The sequence below is a fragment of the Stenotrophomonas sp. 107298_Sma genome (genome assembly GCF_056480345.1).
Genome location: NZ_CM151094.1, coordinates 879,829 through 894,082 on the forward strand (window position 1 = coordinate 879,829; position 14,254 = coordinate 894,082).

At 62.3% G+C, this 14,254-nt stretch carries 26 protein-coding genes; all 26 read left to right on the top strand.

Annotation, left to right across the window (positions count from 1 at the left end):
- Positions 1 to 30 precede the first annotated feature (30 nt).
- The 26 genes from tuf to rpsD all read left to right on the top strand — a co-directional run bounded on the left by tuf (position 31) and on the right by rpsD (position 14,239).
- A complete protein-coding gene (tuf, locus tag ACZK2G_RS04020) occupies positions 31 to 1,221 on the top strand; it encodes an elongation factor Tu (RefSeq protein ID WP_012510154.1) in 1,191 nt (396 codons plus the stop codon).
- A gap of 333 nt (positions 1,222 to 1,554) precedes the next feature.
- The gene (gene rpsJ, locus ACZK2G_RS04025; protein ID WP_005408208.1) at positions 1,555 to 1,866 is read left to right on the top strand and encodes a 30S ribosomal protein S10; all 312 of its coding nucleotides are present in this window, start codon (positions 1,555 to 1,557) and stop codon (positions 1,864 to 1,866) included.
- 11 nt (positions 1,867 to 1,877) lie between these two features.
- Positions 1,878 to 2,528 (top strand): 50S ribosomal protein L3, encoded by a 651-nt coding sequence (rplC, locus tag ACZK2G_RS04030; RefSeq protein ID WP_004145336.1) that lies wholly within the window; start codon positions 1,878 to 1,880, stop codon positions 2,526 to 2,528.
- Between the two features lie 12 nt (positions 2,529 to 2,540).
- Positions 2,541 to 3,146 (top strand): 50S ribosomal protein L4, encoded by a 606-nt coding sequence (gene rplD / locus ACZK2G_RS04035; protein WP_004145337.1) that lies wholly within the window; start codon positions 2,541 to 2,543, stop codon positions 3,144 to 3,146.
- Positions 3,143 to 3,442, top strand: a complete 300-nt coding sequence (rplW, locus tag ACZK2G_RS04040; protein WP_004145338.1) for a 50S ribosomal protein L23 — start codon at positions 3,143 to 3,145, stop codon at positions 3,440 to 3,442. The genes rplD and rplW overlap by 4 nt, the downstream gene beginning before the upstream one ends.
- Before the next feature lie 10 nt (positions 3,443 to 3,452).
- The gene (gene rplB, locus ACZK2G_RS04045; protein ID WP_004145339.1) at positions 3,453 to 4,280 is read left to right on the top strand and encodes a 50S ribosomal protein L2; all 828 of its coding nucleotides are present in this window, start codon (positions 3,453 to 3,455) and stop codon (positions 4,278 to 4,280) included.
- Positions 4,281 to 4,286: 6 nt separating this feature from the next.
- Entirely contained in the window at positions 4,287 to 4,556 is a 270-nt protein-coding gene (gene rpsS, locus ACZK2G_RS04050; RefSeq protein WP_004145340.1) for a 30S ribosomal protein S19, read from the top strand.
- Positions 4,557 to 4,568: 12 nt separating this feature from the next.
- Positions 4,569 to 4,904, top strand: a complete 336-nt coding sequence (gene rplV, locus ACZK2G_RS04055) for a 50S ribosomal protein L22 (RefSeq protein ID WP_004145348.1) — start codon at positions 4,569 to 4,571, stop codon at positions 4,902 to 4,904.
- A gap of 18 nt (positions 4,905 to 4,922) precedes the next feature.
- Positions 4,923 to 5,657, top strand: coding sequence for a 30S ribosomal protein S3 (gene rpsC / locus ACZK2G_RS04060; protein ID WP_004145350.1), 735 nt, complete (start codon positions 4,923 to 4,925; stop codon positions 5,655 to 5,657).
- A gap of 5 nt (positions 5,658 to 5,662) precedes the next feature.
- Positions 5,663 to 6,076: a 50S ribosomal protein L16 gene (gene rplP / locus ACZK2G_RS04065; protein ID WP_004145352.1), complete on the top strand. Its 414-nt coding sequence runs from the start codon at positions 5,663 to 5,665 to the stop codon at positions 6,074 to 6,076.
- Entirely contained in the window at positions 6,076 to 6,261 is a 186-nt protein-coding gene (gene rpmC, locus ACZK2G_RS04070) for a 50S ribosomal protein L29 (protein ID WP_004145353.1), read from the top strand. The genes rplP and rpmC overlap by 1 nt, the downstream gene beginning before the upstream one ends.
- Before the next feature lie 11 nt (positions 6,262 to 6,272).
- The gene (gene rpsQ, locus ACZK2G_RS04075) at positions 6,273 to 6,542 is read left to right on the top strand and encodes a 30S ribosomal protein S17 (protein WP_004145355.1); all 270 of its coding nucleotides are present in this window, start codon (positions 6,273 to 6,275) and stop codon (positions 6,540 to 6,542) included.
- Between the two features lie 12 nt (positions 6,543 to 6,554).
- On the top strand, positions 6,555 to 6,923 hold the full coding sequence (gene rplN / locus ACZK2G_RS04080; RefSeq protein WP_004145357.1) for a 50S ribosomal protein L14: 369 nt from the start codon (positions 6,555 to 6,557) through the stop codon (positions 6,921 to 6,923).
- Positions 6,924 to 6,939: 16 nt separating this feature from the next.
- On the top strand, positions 6,940 to 7,257 hold the full coding sequence (gene rplX / locus ACZK2G_RS04085) for a 50S ribosomal protein L24 (protein ID WP_004145359.1): 318 nt from the start codon (positions 6,940 to 6,942) through the stop codon (positions 7,255 to 7,257).
- A gap of 11 nt (positions 7,258 to 7,268) precedes the next feature.
- Complete coding sequence (gene rplE / locus ACZK2G_RS04090; RefSeq protein WP_004145361.1) at positions 7,269 to 7,811, top strand: 50S ribosomal protein L5; 543 nt, start codon at positions 7,269 to 7,271, stop codon at positions 7,809 to 7,811.
- Between the two features lie 18 nt (positions 7,812 to 7,829).
- Positions 7,830 to 8,135 carry a 30S ribosomal protein S14 gene (gene rpsN, locus ACZK2G_RS04095; protein ID WP_004145363.1) on the top strand — a complete coding sequence of 102 codons (306 nt, stop codon included), beginning with the start codon at positions 7,830 to 7,832 and terminating at the stop codon, positions 8,133 to 8,135.
- 259 nt (positions 8,136 to 8,394) lie between these two features.
- Positions 8,395 to 8,793 carry a 30S ribosomal protein S8 gene (rpsH, locus tag ACZK2G_RS04100; RefSeq protein WP_004145387.1) on the top strand — a complete coding sequence of 133 codons (399 nt, stop codon included), beginning with the start codon at positions 8,395 to 8,397 and terminating at the stop codon, positions 8,791 to 8,793.
- A gap of 18 nt (positions 8,794 to 8,811) precedes the next feature.
- Positions 8,812 to 9,336 carry a 50S ribosomal protein L6 gene (gene rplF / locus ACZK2G_RS04105; protein WP_004145389.1) on the top strand — a complete coding sequence of 175 codons (525 nt, stop codon included), beginning with the start codon at positions 8,812 to 8,814 and terminating at the stop codon, positions 9,334 to 9,336.
- A gap of 80 nt (positions 9,337 to 9,416) precedes the next feature.
- On the top strand, positions 9,417 to 9,776 hold the full coding sequence (rplR, locus tag ACZK2G_RS04110) for a 50S ribosomal protein L18 (RefSeq protein ID WP_174238316.1): 360 nt from the start codon (positions 9,417 to 9,419) through the stop codon (positions 9,774 to 9,776).
- 161 nt (positions 9,777 to 9,937) lie between these two features.
- Positions 9,938 to 10,480, top strand: a complete 543-nt coding sequence (gene rpsE / locus ACZK2G_RS04115) for a 30S ribosomal protein S5 (protein ID WP_004145411.1) — start codon at positions 9,938 to 9,940, stop codon at positions 10,478 to 10,480.
- Positions 10,473 to 10,664 (top strand): 50S ribosomal protein L30, encoded by a 192-nt coding sequence (rpmD, locus tag ACZK2G_RS04120; protein ID WP_004145412.1) that lies wholly within the window; start codon positions 10,473 to 10,475, stop codon positions 10,662 to 10,664. The genes rpsE and rpmD overlap by 8 nt, the downstream gene beginning before the upstream one ends.
- Before the next feature lie 6 nt (positions 10,665 to 10,670).
- On the top strand, positions 10,671 to 11,114 hold the full coding sequence (rplO, locus tag ACZK2G_RS04125) for a 50S ribosomal protein L15 (protein ID WP_004154498.1): 444 nt from the start codon (positions 10,671 to 10,673) through the stop codon (positions 11,112 to 11,114).
- Between the two features lie 7 nt (positions 11,115 to 11,121).
- Positions 11,122 to 12,489, top strand: coding sequence for a preprotein translocase subunit SecY (gene secY / locus ACZK2G_RS04130; protein ID WP_004145436.1), 1,368 nt, complete (start codon positions 11,122 to 11,124; stop codon positions 12,487 to 12,489).
- Between the two features lie 347 nt (positions 12,490 to 12,836).
- Positions 12,837 to 13,193 carry a 30S ribosomal protein S13 gene (gene rpsM, locus ACZK2G_RS04135; RefSeq protein ID WP_004145437.1) on the top strand — a complete coding sequence of 119 codons (357 nt, stop codon included), beginning with the start codon at positions 12,837 to 12,839 and terminating at the stop codon, positions 13,191 to 13,193.
- A gap of 11 nt (positions 13,194 to 13,204) precedes the next feature.
- Positions 13,205 to 13,594 (top strand): 30S ribosomal protein S11, encoded by a 390-nt coding sequence (gene rpsK, locus ACZK2G_RS04140; RefSeq protein WP_004145443.1) that lies wholly within the window; start codon positions 13,205 to 13,207, stop codon positions 13,592 to 13,594.
- Between the two features lie 15 nt (positions 13,595 to 13,609).
- A complete protein-coding gene (gene rpsD / locus ACZK2G_RS04145; protein ID WP_004145446.1) occupies positions 13,610 to 14,239 on the top strand; it encodes a 30S ribosomal protein S4 in 630 nt (209 codons plus the stop codon).
- The last annotated feature ends 15 nt before the right edge of the window (positions 14,240 to 14,254 follow it).

A 14,254-nucleotide genomic window follows, 5' to 3' on the forward strand; every position in this document is an offset into this window, starting at 1 on the left:
AAACCACTTACAAAATCAAGGTATACAACAATGGCAAAGGGTAAGTTCGAGCGCACCAAGCCGCACGTCAACGTCGGCACCATCGGTCACGTCGATCACGGCAAGACCACGCTGACCGCCGCACTGACCAAGATCGGTGCCGAGCGCTTCGGTGGCGAGTTCAAGGACTACTCCTCGATCGACGCCGCGCCGGAAGAAAAGGCTCGTGGTATCACGATCTCGACCGCGCACGTCGAATACGAATCCGAGAAGCGTCACTACGCCCACGTCGATTGCCCGGGCCACGCTGACTACGTCAAGAACATGATCACCGGTGCTGCCCAGATGGACGGCGCGATCCTGGTCTGCTCGGCCGCTGACGGCCCGATGCCGCAGACCCGCGAGCACATCCTGCTGTCGCGTCAGGTCGGCGTGCCGTACATCGTCGTGTTCCTGAACAAGGCCGACATGGTCGACGACGCCGAGCTGCTCGAGCTGGTCGAAATGGAAGTGCGCGAGCTGCTGAGCAAGTACGACTTCCCGGGCGACGACACCCCGATCATCGCGGGTTCGGCCCGTCTGGCGCTGGAAGGCGACCAGAGCGACATCGGCGTGCCGGCCATCCTGAAGCTGGTCGACGCCCTGGACAGCTGGATTCCGGAGCCGGAGCGTGCGATCGACAAGCCGTTCCTGATGCCGGTGGAAGACGTGTTCTCGATCTCGGGCCGCGGCACCGTGGTGACCGGTCGTATCGAGCGCGGCATCATCAAGGTCGGCGACGAAATCGAAATCGTCGGTATCCGTCCGGTGCAGAAGACCACCGTGACCGGCGTTGAAATGTTCCGCAAGCTGCTGGACCAGGGTCAGGCAGGCGACAACGCTGGCCTGCTGCTGCGCGGCACCAAGCGTGACGACGTCGAGCGTGGCCAGGTTCTGGCCAAGCCGGGTTCGATCAAGCCGCACACCAAGTTCGAAGGCGAAGTGTACGTGCTGTCGAAGGATGAGGGCGGCCGTCACACCCCGTTCTTCAACGGCTACCGTCCGCAGTTCTACTTCCGCACCACCGACATCACCGGTGCAGCCCAGCTGCCGGAAGGCGTCGAAATGGTGATGCCGGGTGACAACGTCAAGATGGTCGTCACCCTGATCAACCCGGTGGCAATGGACGAAGGCCTGCGCTTCGCCATCCGCGAAGGCGGCCGTACCGTCGGCGCCGGCGTGGTCTCGAAGATCATCGAGTAATCTGGTAGTATCTGCGCCCCGATGTTGCCTGGGTAGGGCATCGGGGCGTATCAAAATGGGAAAGCAGGCACAGGATGTGCCTTGTGTTCCCCGGACCAGGAAGGGTCAATGCCATTCAGGCGGCGTCAACAGGAGACTGTTGACAGCTGCCTTGCGTGCCATTATGCTTCTACGTCTGGGCAGACCGGGAAACGGGTCTGCCTACGTTTTTGAGGTCCATGGATTGACCTTGTCGGCCTGCAGGAGTGCGGGCCGTCTGTATTCAGGAATTTCATGGGACAAAGCAACCCAGAGGCTTTGTCTGTCGCTCTTTTAACGAAGGAACCTACCGCCATGGCGGACCAAAAGATCCGGATCCGGCTGAAAGCGTTCGATCATCGTCTGATCGACCGTTCGGCCAGCGAGATCGTTGAGACGGCCAAGCGGACCGGCGCGCAAGTGCGTGGCCCGATCCCGCTGCCGACCAAGATCGAGCGTTATACCGTTCTCGTCTCCCCGCACGTCGACAAGGACGCGCGTGACCAGTACGAGACCCGCACGCACAAGCGCGTGCTCGATATCGTTGACCCGAATGACAAGACCGTGGACGCGCTGATGAAGCTCGAACTGGCTGCCGGCGTCGACGTTCAGATCAAGCTGACCTGAGGACTACGACCATGACGAAGAAGTATTCGTTGGGCTTCGTGGGCCGCAAGGCTGGCATGAGCCGCGTGTTCACCGAAGATGGTCGTTCCATCCCGGTGACCCTGATCGAAGCAACCCCGAACCGCATCGCGCAGATCAAGACCGTCGAAACCGACGGCTACAGCGCCGTGCAGGTGACCGTCGGCGCGCGTCGCGCTGCCCTGGTCAACAAGCCGGAAGCCGGCCACTTCGCCAAGGCGAAAGTGGAAGCGGGCCGTGGCCTGTGGGAATTCCGCGTTGAAGACGCGCAGCTCGGCGATTTCGCCGTTGGCGGCGAAGTCAAGGCGGACATCTTCGAAGTCGGCCAGATCGTCGACGTCCAGGGTGTCACCAAGGGTAAGGGTTTCCAGGGCACCATCAAGCGCCACAACTTCCGTATGGGCGATGCAACCCACGGTAACTCGCTGTCGCATCGCGCGCCGGGTTCGCTGGGTCAGCGCCAGACCCCGGGTCGCGTTTTCCCGGGCAAGAAGATGTCGGGCCACATGGGCGCGGTGCAGCAGAGCACCCAGAACCTGGAAGTGGTCAAGGTCGACGTGGAGCGCGGTCTGATCGCGGTTCGCGGCGCCGTTCCGGGCGCGGCGGGTGGCGATGTGATCGTCCGTCCGGCGAGCAAGGCATAAGGAGAGATGACGATGGAACTCGTTATCACGGGTAGCAACAACAAGGTCTCGGTCTCCGACGCCGTGTTCGGTCGCGATTTCAGCGAAGATCTGGTCCACCAGGTCGTCGTTGCCTACCGCAACGCCGGTCGCGCCGGCACCAAGGCGCAGAAGACTCGCTCCGAAGTGGCAGGTACCACCAAGAAGTCGAAGAAGCAGAAGGGCGGCGGCGCGCGTCATGGCGCACTGACGGCTCCGATCTTCGTCGGCGGCGGTGTCACCTTCGCGGCAAAGCCGCGCAGCTTCGAGCAGAAGGTCAATCGTAAGCAGTACCGTGCCGCCATGTGCGCGATCCTGTCCGAGCTGAACCGTCAAGGCCGTCTGACCATCGTGGAGTCCTTCGATGTCGAAGTGACCAACACGAAGGGTCTGATCGCCAAGCTGGCCGGCCTGGAAGTGGGCAAGCGCCCGCTGATCGTCACTGAAGAAGCCTCCGAGCACCTGTACCTGTCCGCCCGCAATCTGCCGTACGTGCAGGTGCGTGACGTCCAGGGCCTGGATCCGGTGTCGCTGGTCGGTGCCGACACGGTCGTCATCACCGCTGACGCGGTCAAGAAGGTCGAGGAGTGGCTGGCATGAACAGCAACGAAAAAATCTTCAGCGTGCTGCGTGCCCCGCGTGTCTCCGAAAAGACCGCGCGCCTGCAGGAACTCTCCAACCAGTATGTCTTCGAAGTTTCGAACGAAGCCACCAAGGCCGATGTAAAGGCCGCGGTTGAGCAGCTGTTCGACGTCAAGGTCGAAGCAGTCAACGTGGTCAACGTCAAGGGCAAGAACAAGTCCTTCCGTAACCGTGCTGGCCGCCGCGGCGATTGGCGCAAGGCGTACGTTCGCCTGGCCGACGGCCAGTCGATCGATGTAACGGCCAAGGCCTGAGGTACATCCCATGCCATTGATGAAATTCAAGCCCACTTCCCCCGGCCGCCGTTCGGCCGTGCGCGTGGTCACTCCCGACCTGCACAAGGGTGCTCCGCACGCCGCGCTGGTCGAGTCGCAGAGCCGCTCGGGTGGTCGTAACCACCATGGCCGCATCACCGTGCGTCACGTCGGTGGTGGTGCCAAGCAGCACTACCGCATCATCGACTTCAAGCGCAACAAGCTGGGCATCCCGGCGCGTGTGGAACGCATCGAATACGATCCGAACCGCACCGCCCACATCGCCCTGCTGTGCTACGTCGACGGCGAGCGTCGCTACATCATCGCCCCGAAGGGTCTGAAGGCGGGTGATCAGGTGATCGCCGGTTCGGACGCCCCGATCAAGGCGGGCAACACCCTGCCGCTGCGCAACATCCCGGTGGGTACCACCATCCACTGCATCGAACTGAAGCCCGGCAAGGGCGCTCAGATCGCTCGCGCCGCTGGTGCGGCCGTGCAGCTGGTGGCTCGTGAAGGCATCTACGCCACCCTGCGCCTGCGCTCGGGTGAAATGCGCAAGGTTCCGGTCGAGTGCTGCGCAACCATCGGCGAAGTCGGCAACGACGAGCACAGCCTGGAAAAGCTGGGCAAGGCCGGTGCCAAGCGCTGGCGCGGCGTCCGCCCGACCGTTCGTGGTGCAGCCATGAACCCGGTTGACCACCCGCACGGTGGTGGTGAGGCGAAGGCCGGCCAGGGTAACCCGCATCCGGTCACCCCGTGGGGTGTCCCGACCAAGGGTTACAAGACGCGCCATAACAAGCGCACTCAGCAGTTCATCGTCCGCGATCGTAGGGGCTAATCGACCATGGCACGTTCACTCAAGAAGGGCCCGTTTGTCGATCACCACCTGGTTGCTAAGGTGGCTGCCGCTGCGGGTAGCAAGCGTCCGATCAAGACCTGGTCGCGTCGTTCGATGATCCTGCCTGACATGGTAGGCGTCACCATTGCCGTGCATAACGGCAAGAACCACATCCCGGTTCTCGTCAACGAGAACATGGTCGGCCACAAGCTCGGCGAATTTGCCATCACCCGGACCTTCAAGGGTCACGGTGGTGACAAGAAGTCGGGCAAGTAAGGAGAGATGACAATGGAAGCGAAAGCCATCCTGCGCACTGCGCGCATCTCCCCGCAGAAGGCTCGTCTGGTCGCTGACCAGGTGCGCGGTCTGCCGGCCGAGCGTGCGGTCAACCTGCTGAAGTTCTCGGACAAGAAGGCTGCCCACCTGATCAAGAAGGTGGTGGAGTCGGCTATTGCAAATGCCGAGAACAACCAGGGCGCCGACGTCGACGAGCTGAAGGTTCAGACCATCATGGTTGATGAAGGTCCGACCCTGAAGCGTTTCATGGCGCGGGCGAAAGGCCGCGGTACCCGCATCCTCAAGCGCACCAGCCACATCACTGTGGTTGTGGGCGCCGCCAAGTAAGCGGATAAGGAAAAGACCATGGGTCATAAAGTTCATCCGATTGGTATCCGCCTCGGCATTTCCAAGGACTGGAACTCCAAGTGGTACGCCAACAAGGCCGAGTTCGCTGGTTACCTGGCAGCCGACCTGAAAGTTCGCGAAATGCTGCGCAAGAAGCTGGCTCAGGCCGGCATCAGCAAGATCCTGATCGAGCGTCCGGCCAAGACCGCTCGCGTGACGATCCACACCGCCCGTCCGGGCGTGGTGATCGGCAAGCGCGGTGAGGACATCGAGAAGCTGCGCAAGGAAGTGAGCGAGATGATGGGCGTCCCGGCGCACATCAACGTCACCGAAGTGCGCAAGCCGGAGCTGGACGCACAGCTGGTTGCCGAATCGATCGCGCAGCAGCTGGAGCGTCGCATCATGTTCCGCCGCGCCATGAAGCGCTCGGTGGGCAACGCGATGCGCCTGGGTGCCCTGGGCATCAAGGTCAACGTTGGTGGCCGCCTCAACGGTGCAGAAATCGCCCGTTCGGAGTGGTACCGCGAAGGCCGCGTGCCGCTGCACACCCTGCGTGCCGACATCGACTATGGCTTCGCTGAAGCCAAGACGACCTACGGCATCATCGGCATCAAGGTCTGGATCTACAAGGGCGAAGTCTTCGATTTCTCCCAGGTTGGCCAGGAAAAGCAGGACGACACCCCGTCGCGCAACGATCGTCACGATCGCGGCGACCGTGGTGACCGTCAGCGCCCGGCCCGTGAAGCGAGGTAACGACAATGTTGCAACCCAAGCGAACCAAGTACCGCAAGGTACACAAGGGCCGTAACGAAGGCCTGAGCTGGAGCGCCAACGCTGTCAGCTTCGGCGAATACGGCCTGAAGGCAACCGCCCACGGTCAGCTGACCGCGCGTCAGATCGAAGCGGCCCGCCGCTCGATCAGCCGCTACGTGAAGCGCGGCGGCAAGATGTGGATCCGCGTGTTCCCCGACAAGCCCATCACCAAGAAGCCCATCGAAGTTCGAATGGGTTCGGGTAAGGGCAACGTGGAATACTGGGTGGCCCAGATCCAGCCCGGCCGCATGATCTATGAAATCGAGGGTGTTACCGAAGACGTGGCACGCGAGGCATTCCGCCTGGCCGCCGCCAAGCTCTCGGTCACCACCACTTTCGTGACCCGGACGGTGCGCTGATGGAACTCAAAACTCTCCGTGAAAAGTCGGCTGACGAACTCAAGGCCCACCTGATCGACCTGCGTAAGGAACAGTTCTCTGTCCGTATGCAGCAGGTCACCGGCCAGCTGCCGAAGACACACGACATCCGCCGGGTCCGTCGCGAGATTGCTCGCGTCAAGACCCTGCTCGGCAGCACGAAGTAAGGATGGCCGCTATGAGCGACAATACTGAAAACAAGGCGCTGCGCACGGTCGAAGGCCGTGTCGTCAGCAACAAGATGGACAAGACGGTTACCGTCCTGGTTGAGCGTCAGGTCAAGCACGCGCTGTACGGCAAGTACATCAAGCGCTCGACCAAGCTGCACGCCCACGATGCCGACAACGCCTGCAAGGAAGGCGATGTCGTCCGCGTGACCGAGATTGCTCCGATGTCCAAGACCAAGAACTGGCGCGTGGTGGAAGTCATCACGCGTGCGGCTGAATAAGGAGTCTGAATCATGATCCAGATGCAGAGCTACCTTGACGTCGCGGACAATTCGGGTGCCAAGCAGGTGATGTGCTTCAAGGTGCTGGGTGGTTCCAAGCGCCGTTACGCCGGTATCGGCGACATCATCAAGGTCACCGTGAAGGATGCAATTCCGCGCGGCAAGGTCAAGAAGGGTGAAGTGTATGACGCCGTCGTGGTGCGTACCCGCAAGGGTGTGCGTCGCGCCGATGGCTCGCTGATCCGCTTCGACGGCAACGCTGCCGTTCTGCTGAACAGCAAGCAGGAGCCGATCGGTACCCGTATCTTCGGGCCGGTGACGCGTGAACTTCGTTCGGAGAAGTTCATGAAGATCGTCTCGCTCGCTCCCGAAGTGCTGTGAGCGACAGGAGATAATCATGGCTAACCGTATCAAGAAGGGCGACCAGGTTGTCGTCAACGCCGGCAAGGACAAGGGCAAGCAGGGCGAAATCGTCCGCGTCGACGGCGACCGTGTGGTCGTCGCCAACGTGAACATCGTCAAGCGCCACACCAAGCCGAACCCGCAGGCAGGTGTTGCCGGCGGCGTGGTCGAGCGTGAAGCGTCGATCCATATCTCCAACGTGAATGTGCTGAACCCGGCTTCGGGCAAGGGCGAACGCGTTGGCTTCAAGGTGCTGGAGGATGGACGCAAACTGCGTGTGTTCCGCTCCAGCGGTGAGGCGCTCGACGCCTGAGGAATGTGAAGATGACTTCCCGTCTCGAAAAGTTTTACAAGGAAGAAGTGGTGCCGGCGCTGATGAAGCAGTTCGGCTACACCAATCCGATGGAAGTGCCGAAGCTGGTCAAGGTCACCCTGAACATGGGTGTCGGCGAAGCGGCCACCAACAAGAAGATCCTGGAAAACGCCGTCGGCGACATGACCAAGATTTCCGGCCAGAAGCCGGTTGTCACCAAGTCGCGTATCTCGGTTGCGTCGTTCAAGATCCGTGATGGTTGGCCGATCGGCTGCAAGACCACGCTGCGTCGCCACAAGATGTACGAGTTCCTGGACCGCCTGATCAACATCTCGCTGCCGCGCGTGCGCGACTTCCGTGGTGTTTCCGGTCGTTCCTTCGACGGTCGCGGCAACTTCAACATGGGTGTGAAGGAACAGATCATCTTCCCGGAAATCGACTTCGACGCTGTCGACGCGATCCGCGGCATGGATATCGCCATCACCACCACTGCGAAGACCGACGCGGAAGCGAAGGCGCTGCTGGCAGCGTTCAAGTTCCCGTTCCGTAACTGATCCGTCGAGGAAACCGAAATGGCAAAGACCTCCATGGTCAACCGCGACATCAAGCGGAAGAAGCTGGCTGAAAAGTACGCTGTCAAGCGTGCGGCTCTGAAGAAGATCGTGTCCTCGCAGGACGCGACCTACGAAGAGAAGATCGAGGCCGCCACCAAGCTGTCGAAGCTGCCGCGCGATTCGTCGCCGAGCCGCCACCGCAGCCGTTGCGAACTGTCTGGCCGCCCGCGTGGCGTGTACAGCAAGTTCGGCCTGGGTCGCAACAAGCTGCGCGAAGCCACCATGCGTGGCGACGTTCCGGGCCTGCGCAAGGCCAGCTGGTAATCCCAGCCGGTCCTGCGATCAGGGGCCCCCTCGGGGGCTCCTGAACCGGGAAGGGAAGGCGTTCAGCTTTCCCTCTGCGAAAAAACCCGAAGAGCCCGACGCAAGTCGGGCTCTTTTGGCGTATAATCCCGCGTCTTGCCCTGCGCAAACGGGGATGTAGGGGTGGGCTTCCGGCCCACTGCATGAAGGGACCTGGCCCGTTTCCAGGAGACAACAGATTTTCGCGAAAGCGGATATCGGTGCACTCAAAGGTACTCATATGAGCATGACTGATCCCATCGCCGACCTGCTGGTCCGCATCAAGAATGCGGCCGCGGTTGGCAAGCAGACGGTGAAAGCCCCGTCGTCCAAGATCAAGGTTGCGATCGCCCAGGTCCTGAAGGACGAGGGTTACATCACCGACCTGCGCGTGACCGCGCTCGAGAACAACAAGTCCGAGCTGGAAATCGTGCTGAAGTATTTCGAAGGCAAGCCGGTCATCGCGACCCTGAAGCGCTTCTCGCGTTCGGGCCTGCGCCAGTACCGCGGCAAGAGCGAGCTGCCGAAGGTCATGAACGGCCTGGGTATCTCCATCATTTCCACCTCCAAGGGCATCATGACTGATGCGCAGGCGCGCCAGCTGGGCGTCGGCGGCGAAGTCCTGTGCTTCGTGGCCTAAGGCGAAAGGAGTAGAACTATGTCCCGCGTAGCCAAGAAGCCGATCGACCTGGGTAAGGTTGAACTGAACGTCCAGAACGACAACGTCACCGCCAAGGGCCCGAAGGGCACCCTGTCGCTGGCCAAGCCGGCTGGTATTGCCATCAACGTCGAGAACGGCGTTGCCACCCTGAGCACCGAAAGCGTCGATCTGATCCCGCTGACCGGTACCGTCCGCGCCATCCTGTCCAACATGGTCAAGGGTGTTTCCGAAGGCTTCGAGCGCAAGCTGGAGCTGGTCGGCGTGGGTTACCGTGCCGCCATGCAGGGCAAGGACCTCAGCCTGTCGCTGGGCTTCTCGCACCCGATCGTGTTCGTGGCGCCGGAAGGCATCACCATCACCACCCCGACCCAGACCGAAATCCTGGTGCAGGGCGCTGACAAGCAGGTCGTCGGTGAAGTTGCCGCCAAGATCCGTGCGTTCCGCAAGCCGGAACCGTACAAGGGCAAGGGCGTGAAGTACTCCGACGAAGTCATCATCCGTAAGGAAGCCAAGAAGGCGTAAGTGCGAGTCCCTCGCAAGAGCCCGCACATCCCTGTGCGGACTCCTCAGGGAAAAGCCCATCCTTCAGCTTTCAAGGAATAATCAAAATGAACAAGAACATCGCCCGCCTGCGTCGCGCCAAGTCGACCCGCGCCCACATCCGTGAGCTCGGTGTCGCCCGCCTGTCGGTGCTGCGCACCGGTCAGCACCTGTACGCCCAGGTCTTCACCGCCGACGGCTCCAAGGTGCTGGCTGCTGCCAACACCACCCAGGCCGACATCAAGGACGGCCTGAAGAACGGCAAGAACGCTGATGCTGCTGCCAAGGTTGGCCGTATCGTTGCCGAGCGCGCCAAGGCCGCCGGCGTCGAGAAGGTTGCCTTCGATCGTTCGGGCTACCGCTACCACGGCCGCATCAAGGCCCTGGCAGAAGCCGCCCGCGAAGCCGGCCTGCAGTTCTAAGGGACAAGGGCAGGGGGCCTCTGGTCTCCTGCCCGCCTGCTCGCCAGCCTGAGTGAGGCTGGACGGCGCCGCTCTTCTGCAGCGGTCCACCGGTACAACGCGCCACTCCACAACCATAAGCGGCCTCGAGCCGTACATACCCAAACAACCAAGGAATCAAGATGGCAGAAGAACGTCAGCAGCGGGGTCGCGATCGCGACCGTAACCGCGAAGAGAAAGTCGACGACGGCATGATCGAAAAGCTGGTCGCGGTCAACCGCGTCAGCAAGACCGTCAAGGGTGGCCGCCAGTTCACCTTCACCGCCCTGACTGTTGTCGGCGACGGCGAAGGCAAGGTCGGTTTCGGTTATGGCAAGGCCCGCGAAGTGCCGGTCGCCATCCAGAAGTCGATGGAGCAGGCTCGCAAGAACCTGGTCAGCGTTGACCTGAACAACGGCACCCTGTGGCACACCATCAAGGATGGTCACGGCGCAGCCCGCGTGTTCATGCAGCCGGCTTCCGAAGGTACCGGCGTCATCGCCGGCGGTGCCATGCGCGCCGTGCTGGAAGCGGTTGGCGTGAAGAACGTGCTGGCCAAGGCCACCGGTTCGCGCAACCCGATCAACCTGGTGCGTGCCACCGTGAAGGGCCTGTCTGCTGCGCAGTCGCCGGCTCGCATCGCGGCCAAGCGCGGCAAGAAGGTGGAGGAACTCAACCATGGCTAATGAGTCCAACAAGACTGTGAAGGTGCGCCTGGTGCGTGGCCTGCGTGGTGCTCAGTCGCGTCACCGCCTGTCGGTGCGTGCTCTGGGCCTGAACAAGCTGAACGATGTGCGTGAACTGAAGGACAGCCCGCAGGTTCGCGGCCTGATCAACACCGTTCACTACCTCGTCAAGGTTGAGGAGTAATCGATCATGACTCTGCGTCTCAATGAACTGAGCCCGGCACCGGGCGCCCGCACCGAGCGCACCCGCGTCGGTCGCGGTATTGGCTCGGGCCTGGGCAAGACTGCCGGCCGCGGCCACAAGGGTTCGTTCGCCCGTAAGGGTGGCGGCAAGATCAAGGCTGGCTTCGAAGGCGGCCAGACCCCCATGCAGCGTCGTCTGCCGAAGATCGGCTTCCGTTCGCCGATCGCCAAGGACACCGCTGAAGTGCTGCTGTACGCGCTGGACAAGCTGCCGGCCGGTGAGATCGACTTCGCCGCCCTGCGTGCTGCCAAGCTGGTCCCGAGCACTGCAAAGAAGGCCAAGGTCGTCGTCAAGGGCGAAGTGACCAAGGCGTTCACCCTGAAGGGTATCGCTGCCACGGCTGGTGCCAAGGCCGCGATCGAAGCTGCCGGCGGCAGCGTAACGGAGTAAGAAAATCATGGCGCAAGCTGGCATCGGTAACCTCGCGGGCGGAATGGGCAAGTTCACTGAACTTCGCCAACGTTTGCTGTTCGTCGTCGGGGCTTTGATCGTCTATCGCATCGGCTGCTATGTGCCGGTGCCGGGCGTCAATCCCGATGCCATGCTTGCCATGATGCAACAGCAGGGCGGCGGCATCGTGGACATGTTCAACATGTTCTCGGGCGGCGCCCTGCACCGTTTCAGCATCTTCGCGCTGAACGTGATGCCGTACATCTCGGCATCGATCGTGATGCAGTTGGCCGTGCACATCTTCCCCGCCCTGAAGGCGATGCAGAAGGAGGGTGAGTCCGGTCGCCGCAAGATCACCCAGTATTCGCGCATCGGCGCCGTGCTGCTGGCAGTGGTGCAGGGCGGTTCGATCGCGCTGGCCCTGCAGGGCCAGGTCTCGCCGTCGGGCGCTCCGGTCGTGTACGCACCAGGCATGGGCTTCGTGCTCACCGCCGTGGTCGCGCTGACCGCCGGCACCATGTTCCTGATGTGGGTCGGTGAGCAGGTCACCGAGCGCGGCATCGGCAACGGCGTGTCGCTGATCATCTTCGCCGGTATCGTGGCCGGCCTGCCGGGTGCGGTCATCCACACCTTCGACGCCTACCGCGACGGCAACATCCAGTTCATCCAGCTGCTGCTGATCGCCATCGTCGTGCTCGCCTTCACCTTCTTCGTGGTGTTCGTCGAGCGTGGCCAGCGCCGGATCACGGTGAACTACGCGCGCCGCCAGGGCGGTCGCAACGCGTACATGAACCAGACCTCGTTCCTGCCGCTGAAGCTCAACATGGCCGGCGTCATCCCGGCGATCTTCGCCTCGAGCCTGCTGGCCTTCCCGGCCACCCTGGCGATGTGGTCCGGCCAGGCTGCGAACCAGAGCAGCACCGGCCAGATCCTGCAGAAGGTGGCCAACGCCCTCGGTCCGGGCGAGCCGCTGCACATGATCGTGTTCGCCGCTCTGATCACCGGTTTCGCGTTCTTCTACACCGCGCTGGTGTTCAACTCGCAGGAAACCGCCGACAACCTGAAGAAGTCGGGTGCGCTGATTCCGGGCATCCGTCCGGGCAAGGCCACTGCTGATTACATCGATGGCGTGCTGACCCGCCTGACCGCGGCCGGCTCGGCTTACCTGGTGATCGTCTGCCTGCTGCCGGAACTGATGCGCACGCAGCTGAACGCCTCGTTCTACTTCGGCGGCACGTCGCTGCTGATCGTGGTGGTGGTGGTGATGGACTTCATTGCCCAGGTGCAGGCGCACCTGATGTCGCACCAGTACGAGAGCCTGTTGAAGAAGGCCAACCTGAAGGGCGGCAACCGCGGCGGTTTTGCCCGCGGCTGATTGGCCTGTTATACTTTCGTCTTCCTGACGTGATGGTCCCTCCGCTTCGCGGACTCCGGCCACACAAACGAAGGGCGGCCCCCGCAGCGGTTCCGGGTGGGGGTGTGATGAGGTGGTCCCGCGCTGGAGTAGCGCGGGCGACCCCGGGGGAAACCCCAGGATCAACCCCATCCGGCGCCGGAGCCTGGGCACACTCCCCAGGCCGGGTTCATGAAACCAATGGTTTCACGGGCTTCCATGTAAACCGGAACCTTGTTAGTATCGCTAGTTCACTTTTTTGATCCATCCTGCCGGATTGGCGTGCCCGAGGCGCGCTGTCGGCCATCACTCAGCTGGAGAACCGCGTCATGGCGCGTATTGCAGGCGTCAACCTGCCAGCCCAGAAGCACGTCTGGGTCGGGTTGCAAAGCATTTACGGCATCGGCCGTACCCGTTCGAAGAAGGTCTGCGAAGTCGCAGGCGTTGCTTCGACCACCAAGATCCGCGATCTGTCGGAGCCGGAAATCGAGCGCCTGCGCGCCGAAGTCGGCAAGTACATCGTGGAAGGCGATCTGCGCCGTGAAATCGGCATCGCGATCAAGCGCCTGATGGACCTGGGCTGCTACCGCGGCCTGCGTCACCGTCGCGGCCTGCCGCTGCGTGGCCAGCGCACCCGTACCAACGCCCGCACCCGCAAGGGCCCGCGCAAGGCGATCAGGAAGTAAGGGACCTATAAATGGCTAAGCCCGCTGCTAAAACCAAGAAGAAGATCAAGCGCGTCGTCACCGACGGCGTCGCCCACGTCCACGCTTCGTTCAACAACACCATCGTGACCATCACCGACCGCCAGGGCAATGCTCTGTCGTGGGCGACCTCCGGTGGCGCTGGCTTCCGCGGTTCGCGCAAGTCGACCCCGTTCGCTGCCCAGGTGGCTGCCGAAAAGGCCGGTCGTGCTGCGCTGGACTACGGCGTGAAGTCGCTGGAAGTCCGCATCAAGGGTCCGGGTCCGGGCCGTGAGTCGGCCGTGCGTTCGTTGAACAACGTCGGCTACAAGATCACCAACATCATCGACGTGACGCCCATCCCGCACAACGGGTGCCGTCCGCCGAAGAAGCGTCGCGTCTAAAGGGAGCGATAAGAAATGGCTCGTTATATCGGTCCTACCTGTAAGCTCGCCCGTCGCGAAGGCGCCGACCTGTCCCTGAAGAGCCCGGCGCGTGCGCTGGACTCCAAGTGCAAGCTGGAGCAGAAGCCCGGCCAGCACGGCGCCACTGCCCGCAAGGGCAAGCTGTCCGACTACGCCACCCAGCTGCGTGAAAAGCAGAAGGTCAAGCGTATCTACGGCCTGCTGGAGCGTCAGTTCCGCAACTACTACAAGAAGGCCTCGACCAAGAAGGGCAACACCGGCGAGAACCTCCTGCAGCTGCTGGAAACCCGCCTGGACAATGTCGTCTACCGCATGGGCTTCGCCGTGACCCGTCCGGCTGCCCGTCAGCTGGTGTCGCACCGCGGCGTCACCGTGAATGGCAAGTCGGTCAACCTGGCTTCGTACCAGGTCAAGGCTGGCGACGCCATCGCCCTGTCTGAAAAGGCTGCCAAGCAGCTGCGCGTCCAGGAAGCCCTGACCGTCGCCGCCCAGCATGACCTGAGCCCGTCGTGGGTTGAAGTGGATTCCGGTAAGTTCACCGGCATCTTCAAGGCTGTTCCGGATCGTTCGGATCTGCCTGCGGACATCAACGAAGCGCTGATCGTCGAGCTGTATTCGAAGTAATTCACATTGGAGAGC

Coding starts and splice junctions, on each gene's coding strand:
- tuf (WP_012510154.1), top strand. CDS start 31: ATGGCAAAGGGTAAGTTCGAGCGCACCAAGCCGCACGTCAACGTCGGC.
- rpsJ (WP_005408208.1), top strand. CDS start 1,555: ATGGCGGACCAAAAGATCCGGATCCGGCTGAAAGCGTTCGATCATCGT.
- rplC (WP_004145336.1), top strand. CDS start 1,878: ATGACGAAGAAGTATTCGTTGGGCTTCGTGGGCCGCAAGGCTGGCATG.
- rplD (WP_004145337.1), top strand. CDS start 2,541: ATGGAACTCGTTATCACGGGTAGCAACAACAAGGTCTCGGTCTCCGAC.
- rplW (WP_004145338.1), top strand. CDS start 3,143: ATGAACAGCAACGAAAAAATCTTCAGCGTGCTGCGTGCCCCGCGTGTC.
- rplB (WP_004145339.1), top strand. CDS start 3,453: ATGCCATTGATGAAATTCAAGCCCACTTCCCCCGGCCGCCGTTCGGCC.
- rpsS (WP_004145340.1), top strand. CDS start 4,287: ATGGCACGTTCACTCAAGAAGGGCCCGTTTGTCGATCACCACCTGGTT.
- rplV (WP_004145348.1), top strand. CDS start 4,569: ATGGAAGCGAAAGCCATCCTGCGCACTGCGCGCATCTCCCCGCAGAAG.
- rpsC (WP_004145350.1), top strand. CDS start 4,923: ATGGGTCATAAAGTTCATCCGATTGGTATCCGCCTCGGCATTTCCAAG.
- rplP (WP_004145352.1), top strand. CDS start 5,663: ATGTTGCAACCCAAGCGAACCAAGTACCGCAAGGTACACAAGGGCCGT.
- rpmC (WP_004145353.1), top strand. CDS start 6,076: ATGGAACTCAAAACTCTCCGTGAAAAGTCGGCTGACGAACTCAAGGCC.
- rpsQ (WP_004145355.1), top strand. CDS start 6,273: ATGAGCGACAATACTGAAAACAAGGCGCTGCGCACGGTCGAAGGCCGT.
- rplN (WP_004145357.1), top strand. CDS start 6,555: ATGATCCAGATGCAGAGCTACCTTGACGTCGCGGACAATTCGGGTGCC.
- rplX (WP_004145359.1), top strand. CDS start 6,940: ATGGCTAACCGTATCAAGAAGGGCGACCAGGTTGTCGTCAACGCCGGC.
- rplE (WP_004145361.1), top strand. CDS start 7,269: ATGACTTCCCGTCTCGAAAAGTTTTACAAGGAAGAAGTGGTGCCGGCG.
- rpsN (WP_004145363.1), top strand. CDS start 7,830: ATGGCAAAGACCTCCATGGTCAACCGCGACATCAAGCGGAAGAAGCTG.
- rpsH (WP_004145387.1), top strand. CDS start 8,395: ATGAGCATGACTGATCCCATCGCCGACCTGCTGGTCCGCATCAAGAAT.
- rplF (WP_004145389.1), top strand. CDS start 8,812: ATGTCCCGCGTAGCCAAGAAGCCGATCGACCTGGGTAAGGTTGAACTG.
- rpsE (WP_004145411.1), top strand. CDS start 9,938: ATGGCAGAAGAACGTCAGCAGCGGGGTCGCGATCGCGACCGTAACCGC.
- rpmD (WP_004145412.1), top strand. CDS start 10,473: ATGGCTAATGAGTCCAACAAGACTGTGAAGGTGCGCCTGGTGCGTGGC.
- rplO (WP_004154498.1), top strand. CDS start 10,671: ATGACTCTGCGTCTCAATGAACTGAGCCCGGCACCGGGCGCCCGCACC.
- secY (WP_004145436.1), top strand. CDS start 11,122: ATGGCGCAAGCTGGCATCGGTAACCTCGCGGGCGGAATGGGCAAGTTC.
- rpsM (WP_004145437.1), top strand. CDS start 12,837: ATGGCGCGTATTGCAGGCGTCAACCTGCCAGCCCAGAAGCACGTCTGG.
- rpsK (WP_004145443.1), top strand. CDS start 13,205: ATGGCTAAGCCCGCTGCTAAAACCAAGAAGAAGATCAAGCGCGTCGTC.
- rpsD (WP_004145446.1), top strand. CDS start 13,610: ATGGCTCGTTATATCGGTCCTACCTGTAAGCTCGCCCGTCGCGAAGGC.